Here is a 20,844-nt window from a genome sequence, read left to right as displayed (position 1 = left end):
CCGACGCGGGGTGCGGCTAGTGGCCGCGGACGATCCACTCTTCCAGCTGCGGGGCCTCGTCGCCGATGCTGGTCGAACCCCCGTGCCCGGTGCGGACCTCGGTCCCGGGCGGCAGGCTCAGCAACCGTTCCGTGATCGAGGAGATGATCGTGTCGAAGGAGGAGAACGAGCGCCCGGTCGCTCCCGGCCCGCCCTGGAACAAGGTGTCCCCGCTGAACAGCACCCCCAGCTCCGGCGCGTAGAGGCAGGTCGATCCCGGGGAGTGCCCCGGGGTCACGAGCGCCCGCAGCTCCACCCCACCGGCGCGCAACAGGTCACCGTCGACGAGCTCGCGGTCCGGCTTCCGGTCCGGCCACGTCATCTCCCACAGCGGGGCCTCGGCCGGGTTGAGCAGGATCGGCGCGGCGAAACGGTCGGCCAGCGCCGGCGCCTGGTTGACGTGGTCGTCGTGGGCGTGCGTGCACACCACGGCCACCACCCGGCGGTCGCCGACGGCCTCGGCGATGGCGTCCGCGTCGTGCGCAGCGTCGATCACCAGCACCTCGGACCGGTCGCCGACGAGCCAGACGTTGTTCTCGACCTCCCACGTGCCGCCGTCCAGCGAGAACGTCCCCGACGTCGCGACGTGCTCGACGGTCACAGCACGACCACCGAGCGCAGCACCTCGCCGCGTTCCATGCGGTGGAACGCCTCCTCGACGTCGCCGAGGCCGATCGTCTCGGTCACGAACCTGTCCAGCGGCAGCCGGCCCTGCAGGTGCAGGTCGATGAGCATCGGGAAGTCCCGGCTGGGCAGGCAGTCGCCGTACCAGGACGACTTGGTGGCGCCACCCCTGCCGAACACGTCGATGAGCGGCAGCTCGATCGTCATGTCCGGGGTGGGCACGCCGACCAGGACCACGGTGCCGGCGAGGTCGCGGGCATAGAACGCCTGTCTGAAGGTCTCGGGCCGGCCGACCGCGTCCACGACCACGTTCGCGCCGTTGCCGTCGGTCAGCTCCTGGATCGCATGCACGGCGTCGACCCGGCGCGAGTTGACGGTGTGCGTGGCGCCGAACTCCGTGGCCCACTCCAGCTTCTTCTCGTCCACGTCGACGGCGATGATCGTGGTCGCGCCGGCCAGGTTGGCGCCCGCGATCGCGGCGTTGCCCACGCCACCGCAGCCGATCACCGCGATCGAGTCGCCGCGCCCGACACCGCCGGTATTGATCGCCGCACCGATCCCGGCCATCATTCCGCAGCCGAGCAGCCCGGCCACCTCGGGCTTCGCCGCCGGGTTGACCTTCGTGCATTGCCCGGCGTGCACCAGTGTCTTCTCCGCGAACGCCCCGATGCCCAGTGCCGGGGTCAGCGGCTGACCGGACGCCAGCGTCATCGGCTGCGCGGCGTTGTGCGTGGTGAAGCAGTACCACGGCTGGCCGCGCTTGCAGGCCCGGCACACCCCGCACACGGCGCGCCAGTTCAGGATCACGAAGTCGCCGGGCGCAACATCCGAGACCCCCTCGCCCACGGACTCGACCAGCCCGGCCGCCTCGTGGCCGAGCAGGAAGGGGAATTCGTCGTTGATCCCGCCCTCCCGGTAATGCAGGTCGGTGTGGCAGACCCCGCACGCCTGGATCGCCACCACCGCCTCACCCGGCCCCGGGTCCGGTACGACGATCGTCTCGACCGACACCGGTTCGCCCTTCGACCGGGCGACCACCCCGCGTACCTGCTGCACCACGTCTCCACTTCCGCCCGGATTCCGTCAAGAGTGCCGGTCCACGGCCCTCCCGGATCGGCGCCACCATGCCTTACTCGACCGGACAGGGCCACAGTCGGGTTGTGGAGCCACACTCGGGTTGTGGAGCATCGGATGCAACTGTTGCTCCGCCGACGGAGCGGAAGCTCCTACGAACGGTAGCTCTTCGCCAACGAACGGAGGAGGCCGCCACGACCCGGTTTCCGCCCTTGCCCAGCTAATCCTCGAGACTGTACGGTAGTTCTCGCCTGGCATTTACAAAAGAAGGCTCCCCGAGCGGGTTTCAAATCGAGCGGGTAGCTCTTCCTTTGCGCCAGAGGTCGACCAGCGGCGCCTGGATCGGCAACAGAGGCAGGTCGCGCCACCACACTGAGACACAGGAGTTGCAGTGGGATTACATCTGGAACGCCGTCACCGGGCCCGTAGCGAGCCGCGCGGACAACGCGCAGAGTGACAGTGGCCGTCGTAGGTCACGATCGGTAGCCAGGCCCGCTGCTCGCGCAACTGACAACTCGGTATCTGACAATAGCCGGCCGGCAGCCCTACCCCGTACAGCATCGACGGCCGCCGGTACATCGCCGCGCCGACCGGATGGGGCGGATGGCTCGAGGGCTTCCTCCCGGGCCTCCTCGGGGGTAACAAGGGAGAAGCACTGTTCGCCCTGTCGAGGTCCAGTCATACCCCGCGCACCACATCCGCGGAGAGAGAACAGAAGGGAGGTGACGGCGTGGAGTCCACCATCATCGAGTGGGAGGCCCCCGACTTCGAGGAGATCGGGTGCGCCCCTGAGGTGACCATGTACATCGCCCGCTCGGAGGCCTGAGCCGAGCACGAGTACGAGGAGGAGGGGCGCCGGACGGGTCCGGCGCCCCTCCTCCCGTTCGGATCCGCGACACGCGGATCCACGGCACGCGCCGCGGCGCGGGAGGAGGACTCGAGGATGTGGTTGCGGGTTCTGGGATCGGCCGCCGGAGGCGGGTATCCGCAGTGGAACTGCAGTTGCCCGACGTGCCGCGCGGTCCGCGACGGGTCCCGGCCCGCCCGGGCGCGCACGCAGTCGTCGATCGCGGCGAGCCCGGACGGACGGCGCTGGTTCCTGTTCAACGCATCCCCCGACATCCGGGCCCAGTTCGAGGCGTTTCCCGCCATGCTCCCCGGTGACGGGCGGGCAACTCCGCTGGAGGCGGTGCTGCTCACCGACGCCGAGATCGACCACACGCTGGGCCTGCTGCTGTTGCGCGAGGGGCGCGGCATCCAGCTGCACGCGACCGCGGCCACGCGCGCGACGCTGCGCGAGGGCACCGGGTTCCTGAACACGCTGGAGCGCTACTGCCCCGTCGACTGGCACCCGGTCGTCCCGGGGCAGGAGGTGTCGCTGGGCGGGCTCTCCTACCGGGCGTTCGACGTGCCCACCGCCAAGCACGACCGGTTCGGCACCGGTGCCGACCAGGGACGGGTGGTGGGCTACCGCCTCACCGACGAGAGCACCGGACGCACTGCGGTGTACCTGCCGGGTGTGCAGGAGCTGACACCGAGCGTGCGCGACGAGCTCGACGGCATCGACTGCCTGTTCATCGACGGCACCACCTGGCACGACGACGAGCTGATCCGGCTGGGGCTCGCCGAGAAGACCGCCCGGGACATGGGGCACCTCGCGATCGGCGGGCCCGGGGGGAGCCTCGAGCTGCTGTCCCCGCTGCCGATCGAACGCAAGATCTACATCCACATCAACAACACCAACCCGATCCTGTTGGAGGACACTCCAGAGCGCCGCCTCGTCACCGAGGGCGGCATGACGGTGGCCCACGACGGGCTCGAGGTGGAGGTCTAGGCGCGATGACGACGGCGATGACGACGGCGGCGACGACCGACCACGGGGCTGTCCCGGGGACCGACCCGGGGACCGTGGCCTTCTTGGAGCGCCTGCGCGCGCACTCGCAGAGCTACCACAGCGCCCACCCCTTCCACCTGCGGATGAACGAGGGCACGCTCTCCCCCGCCCAGATCCGCGGATGGGTGGCGAACCGCTTCTACTACCAGGAGAACATCCCCCGCAAGGACGGCGCGATCCTGTCCAACTGTCCCGACGTGGAGGTCCGCCGGCGCTGGATCCGCCGGATCATCGACCACGACGGGATCGCAGGCGAGGAGGGCGGCATCGAGGCGTGGCTGCGCCTGGGCGAGGCGTGCGGGTTGACCCGCGAGGAGATCCTCGACCACCGCCACCTCGTGCCCGGCGTGCGGTTCGCCGTTGACGCCTACGTGACGTTCGCCCGGACGAAGCCGTGGGTGGACGCGGTCGCGTCGTCGCTCACCGAGCTGTTCGCACCGGACCTGATGGCCGAGCGCCTGGCCGCGTTCGAGCGCCGCTACACCTGGATCGACCCGGACGGGCTGGCCTACTTCCGGGCCCGGCTCGAGCAGGCGCCGCGCGACTCCGAGCACGCCCTCGAGGTCGTCACCGCGCACTGCCTGACCCCCGAACAGCAGGACCGTGCCGTGGAGGCGCTGTCGTTCAAGTGCGACGTGCTCTGGTCCATGATGGACGCGATCGACCAGGCCCATGTCGAGTGACCCCGGCGCCACCCGGCCCGCCCCACCCGCGCTGCCCGACACCGCCCGTCCCCGGCTCGGCCCCCACCTGCGGCTGCGCTTCGACCGCTCGCGCGGCAAGCACGTCCTGCTCGGACCGGAGTCGGTGATCGTCCTCAACGGCACCGGCGCGGACGTCGTCGGCCTGTGCGACGGGTCCACCACCGTCGCCGGGATCGTGGACGAGCTGCGCACCCGCTACCAGCGCCCGGTGGACGACGAGGTGCGGGACTTCCTGGCCCGCATGGCCGCTCGCCGCCACGTGGTCGTCGAGCCCGTGACCGTCGAGCCCGTGACCGTCGAGGAGGTCAGGTGATGGACAGGCCCTTCGGACTGCTGGCCGAGCTCACCTACCGCTGCCCGCTCGCCTGTGCCTACTGCTCCAACCCGCTCGAGCTCGCCGCCTACGACGACGAGCTGTCCACGGCGGACTGGCAGCGGGTGTTCACCGAGGCGGCGGAGATGGGCGTGCTGCAGTGCCACCTCTCCGGCGGCGAGCCGCTGCTGCGCCGCGACCTGGTGGACCTGGTGCGCACGGCGGCCGAGCTGGGCATGTACACGAACCTGGTGACCAGCGCGATCGGGTTCTCCCGGCCGCGGGCCGAGGCGCTCAAGGCGGCGGGGCTCGACCACGTGCAGGTCAGCGTGCAGGCCGACGAGCCGGCGACGTCGGACCGGATCGCGGGCATCCCGTCGTTCGAGCGCAAGCTCAAGGCCGCGGCCGTGGTGAAGGACCTCGGCTGGCCGCTGACCGTCAACGTCGTGCTGCACCGGCAGAACATCGACCGCATCGCCGAGATCGTGGCGCTGGTCGAGGAGCTGGATGCCGACCGCGTGGAGCTGGCCAACACCCAGTACTACGGGTGGGCGTGGCGCAACCGGGCCGCGCTGCTGCCCGACCGCGACCAGCTCGCCCGCGCCGAGGAGGTCGTGCGCGACGCCCGGGCCCGCCTCGGTGGCCGGATGGAGATCGTGCACGTCCTGCCCGACTACTACAGCGAGTACCCGAAGCCGTGCATGGGCGGCTGGGCGGCGCGCCAGCTCATCGTGACGCCGAACGGCGAGGCGATGCCCTGTCTGGCCGCGCACACGCTGCCCCTGCCCACGGCCAGTGTGCGCGAGCACTCCCTGGAGGCGATCTGGGACGAGTCGCCGATGTTCACCGCGTTCCGCGGCACCGGGTGGATGCAGGACCCGTGTCGCAGCTGCGAGCGCCGCGAGCTCGACTTCGGCGGGTGCCGGTGCCAGGCGTTCCAGCTCACCGGCGACGCCACCCGAACCGACCCGGTCTGCCACCTCTCCCCCGACCACGGCCTGGTGACCGAGGCGGTGGAGAAGGCCAACGTGGCGGTGCGACCGGTGGACGAGCTGCTGATCCCCCGCCCGCACCGCGGCTAGGTGGAACGGGTCGGACCGCTCGATGGAGGCCGGGGATGGCGGCGTCAGAGCCCCAGCGCGTCACGGACGGCCGGGGTGTTCCTCCGGGAGACCGGCACCACATCGCTGGCCCGGCTGTCCATGACCAGGAACAGCTCGCCCTTGAACCCGCGCTCGATCTCGCGGACGCGGCTGAGGTTGACGATGTAGCGGCGGTGCACGCGCAGGAACCCGGCATCGGCCAGCTCGCCTGTGAGCTTGTCCAGGCCCGGGGAGGCAGCGCGCAGCCGCCCCTGGTCGGTGAACAGCCACACATCGTTGCCGTCCGACTCGGCGAAGCACACCTCCGGCAGCCGCATCAGCACCATCCGGTCCCCCCGCAGCGCGACGACCCGGCGCATCGGCTTCTTGGGGGCGGGAACAGTCGCCATCGTGGAGATCGACTGCGCGTCGTCGGAGGCGCCGAGCAGAACCAGGTGCCCGGCGAGTTGCCCCGAGAAGAACACGGGCCGGACCGTGACCGGGGCCGGCTCCTCGGCGAGATGGGTGTAGATCTGCGTCGAGCCGACCCAGTCGGGATTCTGGGCGGCCCGCGTACTCGCGTGCTGGATGACGCGGATCAGGTCCGGCAGCGACGTGTGCCACCTGACGGCCGGCTCGACCGCCGGCAGGTCGGCGGGTACGCCCATCAGCACGCTGGCTCGCTCATCCGCGATCACCACGTTCCCCGCGGTGTCCAACGCAGCCACAGCGGCGCCGGCGCGGCCTTTCAACTGGGCGAATGCGGCGATCAGTTCGGTGGCGCTGCCTCGAGCGCGCCCCTTCAACGTGTTCTGGGTCTGGGTGACCGCGTTCGAGAGCCACTTGCCGGTGGCATCGGGCAACGGGGTGCGCCAGCAGGAGATGTTGACCACGGCGATCGGCTCGCGCGTCACCACGTCACGCACGGCGACCGCCGCGCACGCCCACCCGTGGAACGCCTGGCACCAATGCTCCGCGCCCCTGATCAGCACCGGTCCGTGCGACTCCAGCGCCGTACCCATCCCGTTCGTGCCGGCCGCGGACTCCGACCAGCAGGACCAGGTGGCGAGATTGGCGTCCGCGGCTCTGGCCACCGTGGCCTGGTCACCCCACGTGGCCAGGATCCGGCCGGTGGCGTCGGCGACGGTCACGATGCCGTTGCGGCCCTCGACCTCCCGCGCCATGGCCCCGGCGAGCCCGCCCAACTCGGTGAACACCACATCCTGTTCGAGCGAGTGGTCGCTGTGTGTCGCCGCCAGCGGCGCTTCGGTCAACTGTGGATCGACCCGGTACTGCTCGCGGCACCGATGCCAGGAGATCACGACCTCGGGGCGGACACCACGGACATGGTCCTCGCCCTGCACGAACTGCTCCCACGCCGCGAATACCGTGCCCCGGCCGGCACCCGCAGACGGGGTGTCGATTCGCTGCTGCACATCACTCATACTTGAGAACCGCCTTTGGCCCATCCTCGCGCCGCACAGCACCCATCCAGCTGGGCCGACGTCCCGCTCATCGCCGCCGAGCCGACCGCAGCCAGGTACCGCGTGGCGCATCTCCTGCTTCGTCGCCCAGCTCCCTCACCATGTGTACCTTGCCCACCACGGTCTGCAAAGCCGGTGACCACGCTCCTGCGCGCTCCCGATGCGGCCGGGACCAGCGCGCTGCTCCAGCTCACCCGCGCCTGCTCGACCGACGGATCGTCGGTGCAGGATCCGCCACCAGCGCGGTGCAGGGGCGTGGTCGAGGTTCTGCACAACGCCCTGCGCGCGCCGAGCAGACCGCACCGCGTGTTCGGTGGCTCCGCCGGCACGCCCCGCCACCTGACCGAGTGGTCAGGGCGGGCCTGACCGGGAGCGAACACCAGCGCCGGCCACCTGCGCTCGGCGCGCGGAGGCCGCGAGGGAAACCCCCCGGATCGACAGGCGCGTGCGCCGGCTCCGGCCTCCCCCTCCAGAACCGCCCTACCGTCGCGGATTGATTGCGAACAAGCATTTCCGGCATGCGCGAGGGATAGGGAGACACGTGATCAGGCCACCGTGCGCGCCCCGCCGGATCTCCGCTCGAACCCACCGCCATTCCGACCGTCGAGTGAACGGTCACGAATGTGGTCGTTCCGCGGGAGATGTGGCGCACCAGCCGGTCCCACAGCCGCACGGTGTGTCAGGGTGATGTCGCGGATGCCCCGCAGATCACGCCGCCCGGCGCCCGGTCCGCGATGGCGCACCGCCCCGGGTCTGGGCGCGGACGCCACGGCCGACGGCCCGACGGTCGACGACCCGACGGTCGACACCGACCAGGCTCCTCCCGGCCGGGCCTGGCTCACCGACGCCGCCCCGCCTCCGCCGCGGACCCTCGGCCGCCCCTCACGGCTGCCCGTCCCGAACCCCGCCGACACCGGTCGGTTCGACGACCGGTTCGAAGTCCGACGCGAGGACCGGCGCGAGGCCGACGAGGACCACGGCGCCGCTGCCGGAGCAGCGGCGGAGACGTCGGAGCCCCCGCCCCCACCCTCATCTGCGCCACCGCGCACGCCCGATCCGGCGCAGCCCACCCCGTCGGACGCCGAGCCGGAGCCGGAGCACCAATCAGCCGGGGAGGAGCTCCCACCGCCCCCGCAGAGCGCAGGGCGACTCGAGCGCGCCGCCGGTGGGAGCAATGGCGCCCGCGGTGTTCTGGCCCGCCACACCACGGACAAGGAGCACTTCTCCCGGTCGATCCGATCGCTGGAACCGATCTCCGATCTCGAGGCCGCGGCGTTCGCGGGGCGGTTCGCCGCAGACTTCCAGTCCTTCGACGAGGAAGACCCCAGCCACCGGGCGGAGGTGCTGCGGCCGCTGCTCGCCGACCCCCAGGCCTCCACGTGGGGGTGGTCGGGCGTCGGCAGGCAACGCGCCGACTCGCCACTCCCGGGCCGGATCTTCCGGGTCTCGGACACGGTGGTGTTCGTCGAGGTCCTCGTGCGCACGACGATCTACGTGCGCATCCGTCCACGGCTCGAGCCGAGTGTCGGATCCGCTCCCGCCGACGTCGAGCCGATCGGGCTCGTCGGACCTTCCAGCGCGCCGTCCGAGTCCGACCCGTACTGGGCCGCGACCGAGGCGAACTGGGTGCGCATGACCGTGCCGGTCACCCGCTCCGCCGATGACGGTCGTCTGGCCGTCGACCCCCACCTGGTCCCCGCCCAGTCCACCTGACCCACGAGGTAGCAGCTCCATGTCGTCGACCAACCACACGTCCGGCACCACACCGTCCTGGCTGGCCGATCAGGGCAGCAGCGCCTGGGCCGTCGGCCGCCCCCGCTCGTCCGGGCGTCCGTCCTCCCCCGACTGGAGCTCTGTGCCCGAGCCCACCGAGCCGCCGCCGGCCCCCACCGACGGTGATCAGGCTGCCGAGGACGCGCCCGCGAAGGACCAGCCGGTCACGGCTGCCCCCGCCGGCGAGGGCCCGGCGAAGGCCGCTGAGGCGACACCGGCACCGACGCCCGCGCCGGCCCCGGACCCCGCGGAGGCCTCGCATCCCGCGAAACCTGCCTGGCACGACGGTGACAACCTCCTGACCAACGTGGTCCGGACCCGCAAGTCGCCGCCGCGGGAGGGCTGGCGCGCCTTCGTCTACCGGGCCAGCGGCGGGCGCTGGAACCCCGGGCTGTCACAGGGCGAGGCGCGGCTGCGCGAGCAGATGCAGAAGATCCGCACTCCGCTGCCCGGGCCGCACAGCGTGGTGGTGGCGAGCATCAAGGGCGGCATCGGAAAGACCACCGTGTCCGCGCTCCTCGGCCTCGCGCTGGCCGAGCACCGCGGTGACCGGGTCATCGCCATCGACGCCAACCCCGACGCCGGCACCCTCGGTGACCGGCTCGTCGGGGAGGAGGCGGCCTCGAAGATCACGATGCGCGACCTGCTCAACAACATCGACCAGGTCCGCTCCTCCACCCAGCTTGCGGGCTACACCCACCTCGCCGGCAGGCTCCAGGTCCTGACCAGCGAGCAGGAACCCGAGCTGTCGGAGATGTTCTCCGCCACCGACTACGAGACCGTGCTCCGCCTGCTGGCCCGCTTCTACGAGGCCATCGTCACCGACTCCGGCACCGGGGTCGTGCACTCCGCGATGCAGGGCAGCCTCATCCACGCCGATTCCCTGGTGATCGTCGGTGCCCCGACCCAGGACGGCGCCTCGCGCGCCTCGCGCACCCTGCAGTGGCTGGCCATGCACGGCTACCCCGAGCTCGTCAGGGAGGCCGTCGTCGTGCTCAGCTACGACCGGCACTCCCCCTACGTCGACGAGTCGGTCATCCACGAGCACTTCAGGTCCCGCTGCCGCGCGGTCATCGAGCTGCCCTCGGACCGGCACCTGGCCACCGGCGGCCTCATCGAGCTCGACGCGCTGTCCCCGGCCACCCGGGACGCCACCCTCGAGCTGGCAGCCACGGTCGCCGACGGCTTCCACTCCCCGCGCACCCGCGGCCTGGCCGCCCACGGCTTCCGCAGCGAGACGCCACGGTGATGCCGGGAGCGGCGGCAGGCCGCGACGGACCGACCCGACACGACCGCATCCACCCACGACCGGGCCGCTCCCGCCCATCGAGGAGGTGGCCGCCGATGACCGCGGCCGAGCAGCACCACCGGCCGAGCGCCGGGCACGGTACGCCGGACGAGCTCACCCACGCGCTCGGCTCTGCGGCGCGCTGTCGCGCCCCCTGGCTCGGCCTGGCCGACACCGAGGCGATCGTCGACGTCGCCGGCGCGATGACGGTCGCGGGCGACGACCGGGACGCGCTCGACCTGGCCGGGCAGCTCGGCGCTGCCGTCGACGCCGTCCAGGAGCGGGCGCGCACCGTGTTCCCGGACTCCGGCACCCGTTCCCTGTCGTGGTCGGCGTTCGGCACCGTGATCCCGGTGCTGGCCGGATCGGCGGGGGCCGGCGCGTCCTGCATCGCCGTGGCGATCACCGACGCGCTGCAGCAGGCGCAGCGGTGCGCCCTGCTCGTCGACGCCGACGATCCCGCCCGCTCCGGGCTGACGTGCGCGTCCACCAACGACGGTCCGTGGGTCAAGCGGGTCGGCGACGAGGTGTCGGTGCGCTACAGCTGGCGCGACGACGCCCTGGTCGCGCGGCTGTCCACCGAGTTGCCCACGATCACTCCCGGGATGGTGCCCGCCCCGCCGGACTGGCTTCCCGACCCGCCCCCGGACCCGCTGCAGGCCACCGTGATCGACCTCGGCCACGGTGGCTGGCGGGCCGCGGCGACCCCGCTCTACGGGGCCGGCGCCTGGTTGCGGCGGGGCCTGCCCTCCCCGCACCCGATCCTCGTGGTGCGCGCGACGCGGCCGTCGCTGCGCCAGGCCGAGCAGCTGCTCGCCCGGTTGGAGCCGTGGGTGGACCGCGGCGTCGCCACGGGCGTCCAGCAGCTCGTCGTCAACGGGGCCCGCAAGTGGCCCTCCGGCGTGACGGGTGTCGCCGGGCCGCGCATGGCCGCACTGCTCGACGACGCGGTCTTCGTGCCGCACCAGGCCGGCTGGGGTGTCGCCGGTGTCACCGACGAGCCCTCCCCGCCGCGGGCCGTCGAGGCGCTGTGGCCGTTCCTGGCGTCCTGGGGGCTCATGCCGTCCCCGCGTCGCCCCTGACTCCGTCCGACCCACCCGTCCGAGGACGTCATGCTTCTTCCCCACCTGATCCACGACACCGTCGCCGCACTGATCCACGACACCGTCACGGTCCTTCCGGTGCAGGACCCGGGCCCGTTCGACGACATCGCCCCCCGGACGCCACCCGGGTTCCAGGCGATCGAGCAGATCGTCGGGTACGTCCAGTGGATCGCCGGGGTGTCCATCGTCGGCCTGTTCTTCGGCGGGATCGTCGCCGCCTCCGCCGGGCGCCTGTGGGACCACCACGGTTCGGGCAGGCTCGGCGCCCGGATGATCGTGGGCAGCCTGGCACTGGCCGTGCTGTTCGGCCTGGGCTACACGCTGATCTCCCAGTTCGCCGGGACAACCGCCTCATGACGGTGCTGGAGCGGCCCGGCGCGCCCGCGCGGGCTGCGGGGCGGACACGGGCGTTCCTGATCCTGGTCGGGGTCGGAGGGCTGCTCCTGGTGGTGGCGGCCGGCCTGATCGGGTCGCTGCCCGGGCTGCTCTCCGACGAGCGCGCCCGGCCGCCGGGCGGCGCGCAACCGGCCGGGGAGACCGTCGCGGACAGCGGCCCCTCTGCCGAGGCCGCGCTGGCCCGCGCCCCCATGCTGGACCTGCCGCCCGCCGCGGCCTCCCCGCACACGCTCTCCGCCCGCACCGCAGGCCCGCCGATCACGCTGCCCGAGCCGGCGCAGGTGGCCGGCTCCGAGGTCCCGACCGGGTTCCCGCCCACGCCGGAGGGCGCGCTCGCCCAGCTGGCCGCGCTCATGACGATCGGCATGGCCGGCGGGGACCCGCAGACATGGGCCTGGGCCTACCGCTCGGTCGCCGAGGACGGCGCAGCGCCGGCCGGTGAGACCTGGACGGGCCGCGACCTCGTCGCACTGCGCCGGGGGTCCGACATGGCTCCGAGCGGGCCTCCGCCTCCGGGGATGACGATCTCCTGGACCCCGACCGGCGCGATGGTCAAGGGGACCGCAGGCGGCGGCTCCTTCACCGTCGCGTGCGTGCTCGGGGAGTTCGTCGCCGACTACAACGGCCGGGTCGTCAACGCCGGCTGGGGCAACTGCCTGCCGATGCGCCTCCTCGGCGGCCGGTGGCGCATCGCGTCCGGGCCGACGGCGGCCGCCGCCCCGTCGGCGTGGCCGGGCAGCGCAGAGGCCGTCGCCGCGGGGTGGCGGGAGATCCGGCGATGACGACGGCACAGTGGGCACAGTCGGTCCGTCCCGGTCAGCAGCCCCCCGGCGGCGGGGACGGCGGCTCCGGCCTCGGCACGTACCTGTCCGACCCGATCGGATCGATGACCGCGTCGGCGTTCGACGCCGCCATGCAGAAGGTGTGGGACGCCGGGATCGGCCTGCTGCGCGGCGGTCTGTCCCTGGCCGACGACGTCGCCGTGGTCGACCCGAGCGCCATCATCGGTGGCGACGCCGCGTCGCTGCGGCCGACGATGGTGTGGCTCGCCACGGTGATCGGGCTGGGCTTGTTCTTCTACCAGTTGATCTCGGTCGCGGTGCGCGGCGGACGGGGCATGTTCCGCGCGTTCGCCGGCCCGGTGCAGTTCGGGATCGCGATCGCATTGACGACAGGCACCGTCGCCACCCTGCTCACCGCGGCGGACGGCCTGACCACGATGTTCCTGAGCAGCCTGAGCGCGCAGGGCGACTTCGCCTCGATCGTCGACAACCCGGTCGTCGCCGACCGGATCGGGCCCGACCCCGAGCTCAGCGACGTCGACGGCGAGGTCCGGTCGATGCTGCTCGGGCTGGCCGCGTTCTTCGGGACCATCCCGGCGGGAATCGGCTTCTCGCTGCTGATGATCTTCCGGCAGGCCGCGGTACTGGTCCTGATCGCCACGATCCCGATCGCCGCGGCCGGCCTGGTCGCCGACACCACCGCGTCGATCTTCTGGCGGTCGGCGCGCTGGATCCTCGCCGCGATCCTGATGAAGCCCGCACTGGGGCTGGTCCTGCTCGTCGGGGTCACCGTCATGGCCCGTGCGGACGGGGTCGCGGGCCTACTGGCCGGCACCGCGGTGCTGCTGGTGGCGTTGGCATGCCCGATCGGGCTCTTCCGGTTGCTCGCCTTCGTCGACCCCGGCACCGCCGCGGGGGCTGCGGTGCGCTCCCGCGGTGAATGGCGGGGCTTCAGCGAACCGGGCAGCGACAACGGCACCACCGAGTCGGTGAACATCGCCCGCTACACCGAGCAGGCCCACCGCCCGGGCGGTGCTCAGCACGGCGGCTCGACCGCCGCTGCCGGAGGCGAACTCGGTGGGACCACCGCGGTCGCGGACGGGACCGCTCACCCGCGCCGCGAGCGAACGGCCGGCACCGGCGACCACGCCGACGACCACGACGCCGACGACCACGCCGGCCGGACACAACCGCAGGAGACCCGATGAGCGCGCAGACCTCGTCGCCCGGACCGCGGGTCTACCGGGGCCTCAACCACAAGGAGGGAATCGGCTGGATCGCCGGGATGACCCCGGTGCAGGCGTTCCTCGTGATCGGGGTGTGTTCCCCCGCGCTGTTGGCGATGTCGCGCGAGCAGTGGAGCCAGGCCCTGGGCTGGGGCGGGTTCGCCGCGGTCGTCGCCGTCCTGATCCTCGTGCCGATCCACGGCCGCCCCGCGTTCCGGTGGCTGGCCGACCTGGTCATGTTCCAGACAGGAGTGCTGATGCGCTGGTCACCGTGGCAATCCCGGGCCGCCGCCGGGCTGGCCGGGGAGCGCGCCGAACCCGACCTGCCGGGCGTCCTGTCACGGCTGGAGTTCCCCGACGGGCCGGAGTTCCACGGCTCGCGGACCTGCCTGATCCACGACACCGTGGAGGGCCGCTGGGGTGCCACGGCCAGGCTGACCCACTCCGGGGTCGGGATGCTCTCCGACGAGGAGTGCGAGCGCCTGGCGTCGCGACTGGGGTCGATGCTGGTCGGGCTCGGGCACCGCGAGGTCGTCGACCGCATCTCACTGCTGGTGCGCACCGTGCCCGACGACGGCAGCGAGTACGCGGTGTGGCGCTCCCGGCACGAGCGCGCGGACGCCCCGGACCTGGTCCGGCAGGTCACCGCGGAGATCGACCGCGACGTCGCGTCGGCCAGCGTGCGCACGGAACTGTTCGTGACCGTCTCGGGCACCGAGGATGTACTGCGCCGCCCGGCCAAGGCGGCAGGCGGCGGCGTGAGCGGGCGCGCGTACGCCCTCTACCGGGTCCTCGAGGGCGTGGCGGACAACTTGCGCGGTCTCGGCATGACGACGGTGACGTGGCTGACCTCCACCGGGGTCGCCGAGGCGATCAAGACCGGTTTCAACCCCGCCGCTGCCGGTTCCCTGTCCTACCGGCACCTGATGCGTCCCGACGCCGACGGCAGCGTCGGGCTCCCGGTCTCCCAGGCCGGGCCCGCCCTGGCCCCGGTCCCGGCCGCCCGGGCGTACCACCACGACGGGTTCTCCTCGGTCTCCTACGCGGTGCAGCCCCCGGAGGCGGGCACGTTCTTCGCTTCCCTCGGCCCGCTCCTCGCGGTTCGCACGGCGGGCGAGCGCCGCACCTTGGCCATCCACTACGAGGTGCTCTCGCAGGCCGCCGCCGCGCGCGAGGTCCGGTCGAACCGGTTCCGCAACAACGTGATCGTCGACGCCAAGGCCGCCCGCGGGTTCAACACCACCGCGGTCGACACCCGGCGCCGGTCCGGAGCGAGCGAGCAGGAAGCCGCCATCGCCGCCGGACACGCGCTGGTCCGCTTCACCATCGCCAGTTCGGTGACCGTGCCCTCGGACTGGAACCTCGAGGACCACGCGGCCCGTCTGGAGAACGACTCCTCCGGCCGGTTCCGGCTGCTGCGCCTCGAACTCGCGCAGGACTCCGCGTTCGTGGCGGCCGCGCTCCCAGTGGGGATCGGGCTGCCGCGCCTGACCAGGGCGTTCGACTCATGAGCAGCCGGAAGCGGCGCCGGGTCGAACCGCGCAGCGCCGGCGAGATGCTCGCGCAGTTCACCGACCTCGACGGCGTCCCGGTCGGCGTACCGCCCGTCCCCGCGCCCGACGAGCCGTCCGGGAGGCGTGGCCTGCGCAAGCGCGTCAACACGCCGACCGCACCGCGACAGGGCCACCGGGAGGCCGGCCGTGGCTGGGCCGCCGTCGACGCGTCCCGCCGCGCACCGGTCTACCGCGCCACCACCGCCGAGATCGGCGGTCTCTTCCCGTTGCTCGCCTCCAACGGGGTCCCGGCGGTCGGCGCTCGCCTCGGCTACGACGTGCAGAGCGGTGGCGCGTTCTACGTGCACCCCACCGAGTGGGTGCTGCGCGGCATCGTCACCAACCCCAACCTCGTCGTGTTCGGCGAGCCCGGCCGCGGCAAGTCCTCCACGGTCGTGGCGATGATGCTGCGGATGATGCTGTTCGGCGTGCGCTCGCTGATCTCGGGCGACGTGAAGGGCGAGTACACCCCCTTGCTGCGCGCACTCGGCATCACCCCGATCTCGCTCGGCCGCGGCAGCCCGAACCGGCTCAACGCCCTCGACCTCGGTCCGATCCGCACCCGCTGGCCCGGCTGGTCGACCGCGCAGCAGCGCGAGGAGCTCACGGGGATCCTCGCCCGCTGGACCCGGTTGCTCACCGCGCTGGCCGAGGCCCAGGGGTACTCCCCCACCGTCACCGACGAACTCGTCATCTCCAAGGTGCTCGCTCGCCTGGTCGGCGCCGAGCACGGCAACAGCGTGCTGCGCCCGATCACGGTCCCCCAGGTGGTCGCCCAGCTCGCCGACCCCGACGATGATCTCTGGCAGGTCACCCGGTTCGCCGACCACCGCCAGTTCCTCGACCACACCCGCCAGATCACCGACGCCCTGTCCAACCTCGTCGTCGGCCCGCTCGCCGGCCTGTTCGACGAGCCGACCAACTTCGACCTCGACTGGGACGCACCCGTGCAGTCGATGGACCTCTCGCTGCTGCGCCCGCGCGGTGACCAGGCCATCGCCGTGGCCCTGACCTGCCTGGGCTCCTGGTCGTCGATGATCACCGACCTGCAGGACGACGGCGACGTGCGGCTCGTGGTCCGTGACGAGGTCTGGCGCCAGATGCGCCTCGGACTGCGCGCGATCCAGGCCGTCGACTCCGACCTCCGGCTCTCCCGCGCCGAACGCAAGATCCAGATGCTGGTCCTGCACAAACCGTCCGACCTGCTGTCGGTCGGCGCCGCGGGCTCGCAGGAGGTCTCGATCGCCAAGGACCTGCTCGCCCTGTGCTCCTCGCGGATCCTGCTCGGCCAGTCCACCCGCGTCGGCGACGATCTCGCCGAGGAGCTCGGCCTGTCCGAGCGCGAGCAGGCCGTGATCACCGGCTGGGCGATGGAGGGCCCCGGCCGGGCGCTGTGGAAGCTCGAGAACTCCCCCGGAATGAAGATCCAGACGGTGCTCTCGTCCACCGAGCGCGCCCTCTTCGACACCAACGCCGGGTTGCGCGCAGCCCCGGCCGCCGACCCGCTCGACCCCGGTCCGGCCGAGAAGCGCCCGAGCCTGGTAGCGGTGCCGGACGCGGCCCCCGCGCGGCGCAACGGCGCCTCCGCGCTCCGGTGACGTCGTGGGCCGGAGAAGGGTGATCATCGCGCTCGCCGCGGCCGCGGCGTTCCTGACGTTCCTGGTCGCCGCCCTGGGCACGGGCATCGCGATGCTCACCGTCACCGTCAACGGCGCGCTGCCCGGTGGCGGCTGCATCGGTGACGGCGGCATCGGCGGCGGGTCGCAGTCCATCGGCGGCACCCCGTGGAACGCCGAGCAGACCGAGAACGCCGCCACGATCGTCGACCTCGTCCTGCGGCGCGGGATGCCCAAGCGCGCCGCCGTGATCGCGATCTCGACGGTGATCGTCGAATCCGGTCTGGTCAACGTCGGGCACGGCGACCGCGACTCGCTCGGGCTGTTCCAGCAACGCCCGTCGCAGGGCTGGGGCAGCCCGGAGCAGGTCCTCAACCCCGCCTACGCCACCCGGACCTTCCTCGACCGGCTCGTCGCACTCCCGGGCTGGGCGAGGATGCCCCCGGGCCGGGCCGCCCAGGCGGTCCAGCGCTCCGCGTTCCCCGACCGCTACGCGCCGCAGGAGGCCCAGGCGGCGGCGCTGGTCGACCGGTTCTGGGTCGGGCCGGACATCCCCGTCCCCACGCCGGCCGCCCCCACCGGGGCGAACGTGCTGGCCGCCTCCGTGTTCGCCTGCCCGGACCAGGGCGGCGCCGGGTTCCCCGTCGCGCCGTCGGAGGTCGATCCCCGCCGACTCCCACCCGCCTTCACCCCGCCTGCCGACCCGGCGCAGCGCGCCGCGGTGACCTACGCGCTGGCCCAGCTCGGCAAGCCCTACGTCTGGGGCGGCAAGGGCCCCGACAGCTTCGACTGCTCGGGGCTCATGCTCGCCGCCTGGGCCGCCGCGGGCGTCCCGATCCCCGCCGGAACGGTCAACCAGAAGACCGCGGGGACCCCGGCCACCCTCGCCACCCTCGCCCCCGGCGACCTGCTGTTCAGCGCGGGCTCGCTCGGCAGCCCGTCCAACCCGCGCCACGTCGGCATGTACGTCGGTCACGGCCTCGTCGTCGATGCCCGCGACTCCGCCACCGGCGTGGTCCTGCAACCGCTGGCCGACTGGACGGGCCGCGTCGTCAGCGTCCGCCACATCGCCGGCCAGGCCACGTCGACCCGCCAACTCCCGTAACCAGCGTCGGTCCCGGACCGGGGCCCGGAAGGATGAATGAACCGTGTCGAACGAGGCTGGGACGCACGAGGCCGGGAAAAAGCCCACGTCCGCGACGCTGCGCGGGGGCGCCCGCAGGCGCAACCCGCTCGCTGTCGCGGGGATGACGGCGATCGCCGCACTGGGGGTGTCCACCGCGGCCGTCGCCGCACCCCTCCTCTCGACGCCACGCGGCCACGCCACCTACGAGCTGCCCGTCTGGACGGCGGCGGGCGAGGCACTGCCCGAGCCGGCCGACCGCACGGACGGCGCGGACGGCGACGTGTCGCTGAACGCGGCGCCGCCCACCGTCGAACGGGCCGAGCTGCCGGCCGCGGACCTCGCCGAGCTCCCGGCCCTCGACCCGTTCTCGGCCGAGCCGGTGGGCCGCGCGGCACCCCCCGCACCCGCAGCACCCCCGGAACCCGCAGCGGCACCGGCACCGCCGGTCCCGACCGGGGCCCCGGCACCCGGCCCGGCCGACGGCGCCCCGCCGCCGGCCCAGGCGAACGCCGCCGTGCCGTCCACGGCTCCTCGCCCGACGACGGACGCCCCGGACACCAGGACCACGACCGAGCCCCCCGCTCCCACCGCGGTCGCCCTCCCGGACATCACGCCCTCGCAGAGCGCCCCGACGAGGGCGCGGACGACCGACTCCGACGACGAGGACAAGAACAAGGACGACGAGGACGACAAGGACGAGCGGTCGGAGGCCGGCGACCGGGGAGACGATCGGGAGTCGAGCGCACGGCGGACGACCGCGCCGCGAACCACTGCACCGCGGACCACTGCACCCGAGAGCCGCACCCCGTCGATCGCGGCCGCCGCCCCCGGGGACCGCTCCTCGCGGACCACCACGAGCGAGCCTCGGCGGGCCGCCCCCACGGCGACCGAGCCGACGACCACTCCGAAGACCTCGACCCCCAGAACCTCGACCCCCGAGACGACCACCTCGAGGCCGTCGGACTCCGAGGACGGGGACCAGGACACGACGAGGACCAGCACCCCGACGACCAGCGCGACCGACCGGCCGGACGACACGGACGACACCGGCGACAGGGACGACACCGGCGACAGGGGCGACACCGGCGACAGGCCGGACAGAGGCAACACGGGCGACAGGGACGACGAGGGCAACGACGGCGACGAGGACAGTCCGAGGGCCACCACCTCGAGGACCACCACGTCGAGGGCCACGTCGAGGGCCTTCGCCTCCGACACGGGCCCGCGAACCGCGCAGGGATGCACGATGGGCTCGGAGCTGGAGACCGAGTCCCGGTTCGGCCCGGACGGGGAGGTGACCGGCGTCGACGTCTCGGGCCTGCCCGAGTCGTGTTCCGGGCGCGAGGTCAGCTTGGTGATCGAGAAGGAGTCCGGCGACGAGGTCGAGGTGTCCGCCACCGCGGACGACGGGAAGGCCCGCTTCACCCTCCCCGAGCCCCTCGCGCCGGACGAGATCGCCGACCTGGAGGTGCGGCTCCCCCGGCCGTCCGACGGTTCGTGATCCCGGACAGCTGCCGGACCCTGAGTGCTTGATCGCCAGGATCGGGACATGCCGTCCCTATCTGAGCGTGTTGCCGAACTGGGCCCGCGGATGCGCAAGGGTGATCGCTGCGAGAAGCACCAGACATCGCCGCGACAGCACCCCCGCACTCCTCGCACCGATCACCCGGCGGTGATCGCAGCGAGAAGCACCAGACGGCGCCGCAACAACACCCACGCACTCCTCGCACCGATCACCCGGCGGTGATCGCAGCGAGAAGCACCTGACGTCGCCGCAACAGCACCCACGCGCTGCTCGCACCGATCACCAGGCCCTGATCACTCCGACACGTACGCGACCGTCGCAGCACCCGCCCCCAGGTGCTGATCAGATCGATCACCGCGCACCGCGTCCCGAGCGGCAGTGTCGATCAAGGGCGGAGGGTCGTGGCCGAAGATCGACCGACCGCCATCTGCTCGTGATCGACGCAGCGCCCGCGCTGCGGGCCCGACCCATCCGGCAACAGGGTCAGGCTCCCCCTGCAGCCGATGTCCCGATCCCGCCGATCATGAGAGGTGAACGCGCCTCGAACCGGCCCGATGATCATCGTGAGGCGATGGATCGGAACCACCGCAAGGCGCGCGAGCACCCAGCAGCGACGGACTCGTCCCCAACAGGCCTGGGCCCGCGCCGGGAACGGCCGCCCACCCAACCCCGATATTCGGCAGTTCTGCCAACCAAGCCACCCCACCGACAGACAGCAGCAGGGGAAACCCGGCCGACTACGCCGAAGACCAGGACCGGGGCGTGAGGCAAAGGCCGCGAGCCGGGAACGGCCCGCCCACAAGAGATCCCACGACGACGTAGACCTGAGCGGGGTTGGATCTTCCCCCAACCCCTCTCACGTCTACCTGGTCATGCAACGGGCACGGAACCTGGACGGCCACGACCGCAGGATGCGCCACGAGCGAGACCTCAGCGGGGTTTGATCTCCAGCAGACCCCGCTCACGTCTCGTTGATCATGCAACCGGCGCGTTCCGAACCCCGAGGTGGCCGTGATCAGCGACAATGGTGCGAGGGCGACAGATCGAGCGTTGCCGAGCCGGGCCCGTGGATGCCGGACGGTGATCGCTGCGAGAAGCACCTGACGTCGCCGCGACAGCACCCACGCACTGCTCGGACCGATCAACCGGCCCCGAACACCCCGACAAGTACGCCACCGTCGCAGCGACCGCCCCCACGCACTGCTCAGACCGATCAACCGGCCCCGAACACCCCGACAAGTA

At 72.6% G+C, this 20,844-nt stretch carries 19 protein-coding genes; 16 read left to right on the top strand and 3 right to left on the bottom strand.

The window, feature by feature from the left end:
* Positions 1 to 16 precede the first annotated feature (16 nt).
* Entirely contained in the window at positions 17 to 640 is a 624-nt protein-coding gene (locus CFP66_RS46090; protein WP_094931914.1) for an MBL fold metallo-hydrolase, read from the bottom strand.
* A complete protein-coding gene (locus tag CFP66_RS46085; protein WP_094931912.1) occupies positions 637 to 1,722 on the bottom strand; it encodes an S-(hydroxymethyl)mycothiol dehydrogenase in 1,086 nt (361 codons plus the stop codon). Before CFP66_RS46085 ends, CFP66_RS46090 begins: the two co-directional genes overlap by 4 nt.
* Before the next feature lie 745 nt (positions 1,723 to 2,467).
* Between CFP66_RS46085 and pqqA the strand changes: the two genes are divergently transcribed.
* From pqqA to pqqE, 5 genes are all read left to right on the top strand, one after another.
* Complete coding sequence (gene pqqA / locus CFP66_RS46080; RefSeq protein ID WP_094931910.1) at positions 2,468 to 2,563, top strand: pyrroloquinoline quinone precursor peptide PqqA; 96 nt, start codon at positions 2,468 to 2,470, stop codon at positions 2,561 to 2,563.
* Positions 2,564 to 2,680: 117 nt separating this feature from the next.
* On the top strand, positions 2,681 to 3,571 hold the full coding sequence (gene pqqB / locus CFP66_RS46075; protein ID WP_094931908.1) for a pyrroloquinoline quinone biosynthesis protein PqqB: 891 nt from the start codon (positions 2,681 to 2,683) through the stop codon (positions 3,569 to 3,571).
* 5 nt (positions 3,572 to 3,576) lie between these two features.
* On the top strand, positions 3,577 to 4,314 hold the full coding sequence (gene pqqC, locus CFP66_RS46070) for a pyrroloquinoline-quinone synthase PqqC (RefSeq protein WP_233160292.1): 738 nt from the start codon (positions 3,577 to 3,579) through the stop codon (positions 4,312 to 4,314).
* The gene (pqqD, locus tag CFP66_RS46065) at positions 4,304 to 4,648 is read left to right on the top strand and encodes a pyrroloquinoline quinone biosynthesis peptide chaperone PqqD (RefSeq protein ID WP_094931906.1); all 345 of its coding nucleotides are present in this window, start codon (positions 4,304 to 4,306) and stop codon (positions 4,646 to 4,648) included. The genes pqqC and pqqD overlap by 11 nt, the downstream gene beginning before the upstream one ends.
* Positions 4,648 to 5,730 carry a pyrroloquinoline quinone biosynthesis protein PqqE gene (gene pqqE / locus CFP66_RS46060; protein WP_094931904.1) on the top strand — a complete coding sequence of 361 codons (1,083 nt, stop codon included), beginning with the start codon at positions 4,648 to 4,650 and terminating at the stop codon, positions 5,728 to 5,730. Before pqqD ends, pqqE begins: the two co-directional genes overlap by 1 nt.
* A gap of 44 nt (positions 5,731 to 5,774) precedes the next feature.
* Here the strand turns inward: pqqE and CFP66_RS46055 are convergent, their stop codons facing one another.
* Complete coding sequence (locus CFP66_RS46055; RefSeq protein WP_094931902.1) at positions 5,775 to 7,175, bottom strand: DNA-binding protein; 1,401 nt, start codon at positions 7,173 to 7,175, stop codon at positions 5,775 to 5,777.
* A 174-nt stretch (positions 7,176 to 7,349) separates the two neighbouring features.
* On the opposite strand from CFP66_RS46055, the gene CFP66_RS46050 reads away from it, so the two are divergent.
* The 11 genes from CFP66_RS46050 (at position 7,350) to CFP66_RS46000 (ending at position 19,578) form a co-directional block, all read left to right on the top strand.
* Positions 7,350 to 7,580: a hypothetical protein gene (locus CFP66_RS46050; protein WP_094931900.1), complete on the top strand. Its 231-nt coding sequence runs from the start codon at positions 7,350 to 7,352 to the stop codon at positions 7,578 to 7,580.
* Positions 7,581 to 7,910: 330 nt separating this feature from the next.
* The gene (locus tag CFP66_RS46045) at positions 7,911 to 8,927 is read left to right on the top strand and encodes a hypothetical protein (protein WP_143517631.1); all 1,017 of its coding nucleotides are present in this window, start codon (positions 7,911 to 7,913) and stop codon (positions 8,925 to 8,927) included.
* A 19-nt stretch (positions 8,928 to 8,946) separates the two neighbouring features.
* Positions 8,947 to 10,236, top strand: coding sequence for a MinD/ParA family protein (locus tag CFP66_RS46040; RefSeq protein ID WP_233160291.1), 1,290 nt, complete (start codon positions 8,947 to 8,949; stop codon positions 10,234 to 10,236).
* A 95-nt stretch (positions 10,237 to 10,331) separates the two neighbouring features.
* A complete protein-coding gene (locus CFP66_RS46035; RefSeq protein WP_094931896.1) occupies positions 10,332 to 11,357 on the top strand; it encodes a hypothetical protein in 1,026 nt (341 codons plus the stop codon).
* A gap of 30 nt (positions 11,358 to 11,387) precedes the next feature.
* Positions 11,388 to 11,735, top strand: coding sequence for a hypothetical protein (locus CFP66_RS46030; protein WP_094931894.1), 348 nt, complete (start codon positions 11,388 to 11,390; stop codon positions 11,733 to 11,735).
* A complete protein-coding gene (locus CFP66_RS46025; protein WP_094931892.1) occupies positions 11,732 to 12,556 on the top strand; it encodes a hypothetical protein in 825 nt (274 codons plus the stop codon). The genes CFP66_RS46030 and CFP66_RS46025 overlap by 4 nt, the downstream gene beginning before the upstream one ends.
* Positions 12,553 to 13,764 carry a hypothetical protein gene (locus tag CFP66_RS46020; protein WP_143517630.1) on the top strand — a complete coding sequence of 404 codons (1,212 nt, stop codon included), beginning with the start codon at positions 12,553 to 12,555 and terminating at the stop codon, positions 13,762 to 13,764. The genes CFP66_RS46025 and CFP66_RS46020 overlap by 4 nt, the downstream gene beginning before the upstream one ends.
* Positions 13,761 to 15,293, top strand: a complete 1,533-nt coding sequence (locus CFP66_RS46015; protein ID WP_094931888.1) for an SCO6880 family protein — start codon at positions 13,761 to 13,763, stop codon at positions 15,291 to 15,293. The genes CFP66_RS46020 and CFP66_RS46015 overlap by 4 nt, the downstream gene beginning before the upstream one ends.
* Positions 15,290 to 16,933 (top strand): ATP-binding protein, encoded by a 1,644-nt coding sequence (locus CFP66_RS46010; protein ID WP_233160290.1) that lies wholly within the window; start codon positions 15,290 to 15,292, stop codon positions 16,931 to 16,933. Before CFP66_RS46015 ends, CFP66_RS46010 begins: the two co-directional genes overlap by 4 nt.
* Positions 16,934 to 16,937: 4 nt before the next feature.
* Complete coding sequence (locus tag CFP66_RS46005; protein ID WP_094931886.1) at positions 16,938 to 18,056, top strand: C40 family peptidase; 1,119 nt, start codon at positions 16,938 to 16,940, stop codon at positions 18,054 to 18,056.
* A gap of 43 nt (positions 18,057 to 18,099) precedes the next feature.
* Positions 18,100 to 19,578: a hypothetical protein gene (locus tag CFP66_RS46000; protein ID WP_094931884.1), complete on the top strand. Its 1,479-nt coding sequence runs from the start codon at positions 18,100 to 18,102 to the stop codon at positions 19,576 to 19,578.
* Positions 19,579 to 20,844 lie beyond the last annotated feature (1,266 nt).

It is taken from the genome of Pseudonocardia sp. MH-G8, assembly GCF_002262885.1.
GTDB lineage: Bacteria > Actinomycetota > Actinomycetes > Mycobacteriales > Pseudonocardiaceae > Pseudonocardia.
The sequence above is the reverse complement of the archived record's forward strand: the minus strand, read 5'-3'. Positions and strand labels throughout refer to the sequence as shown.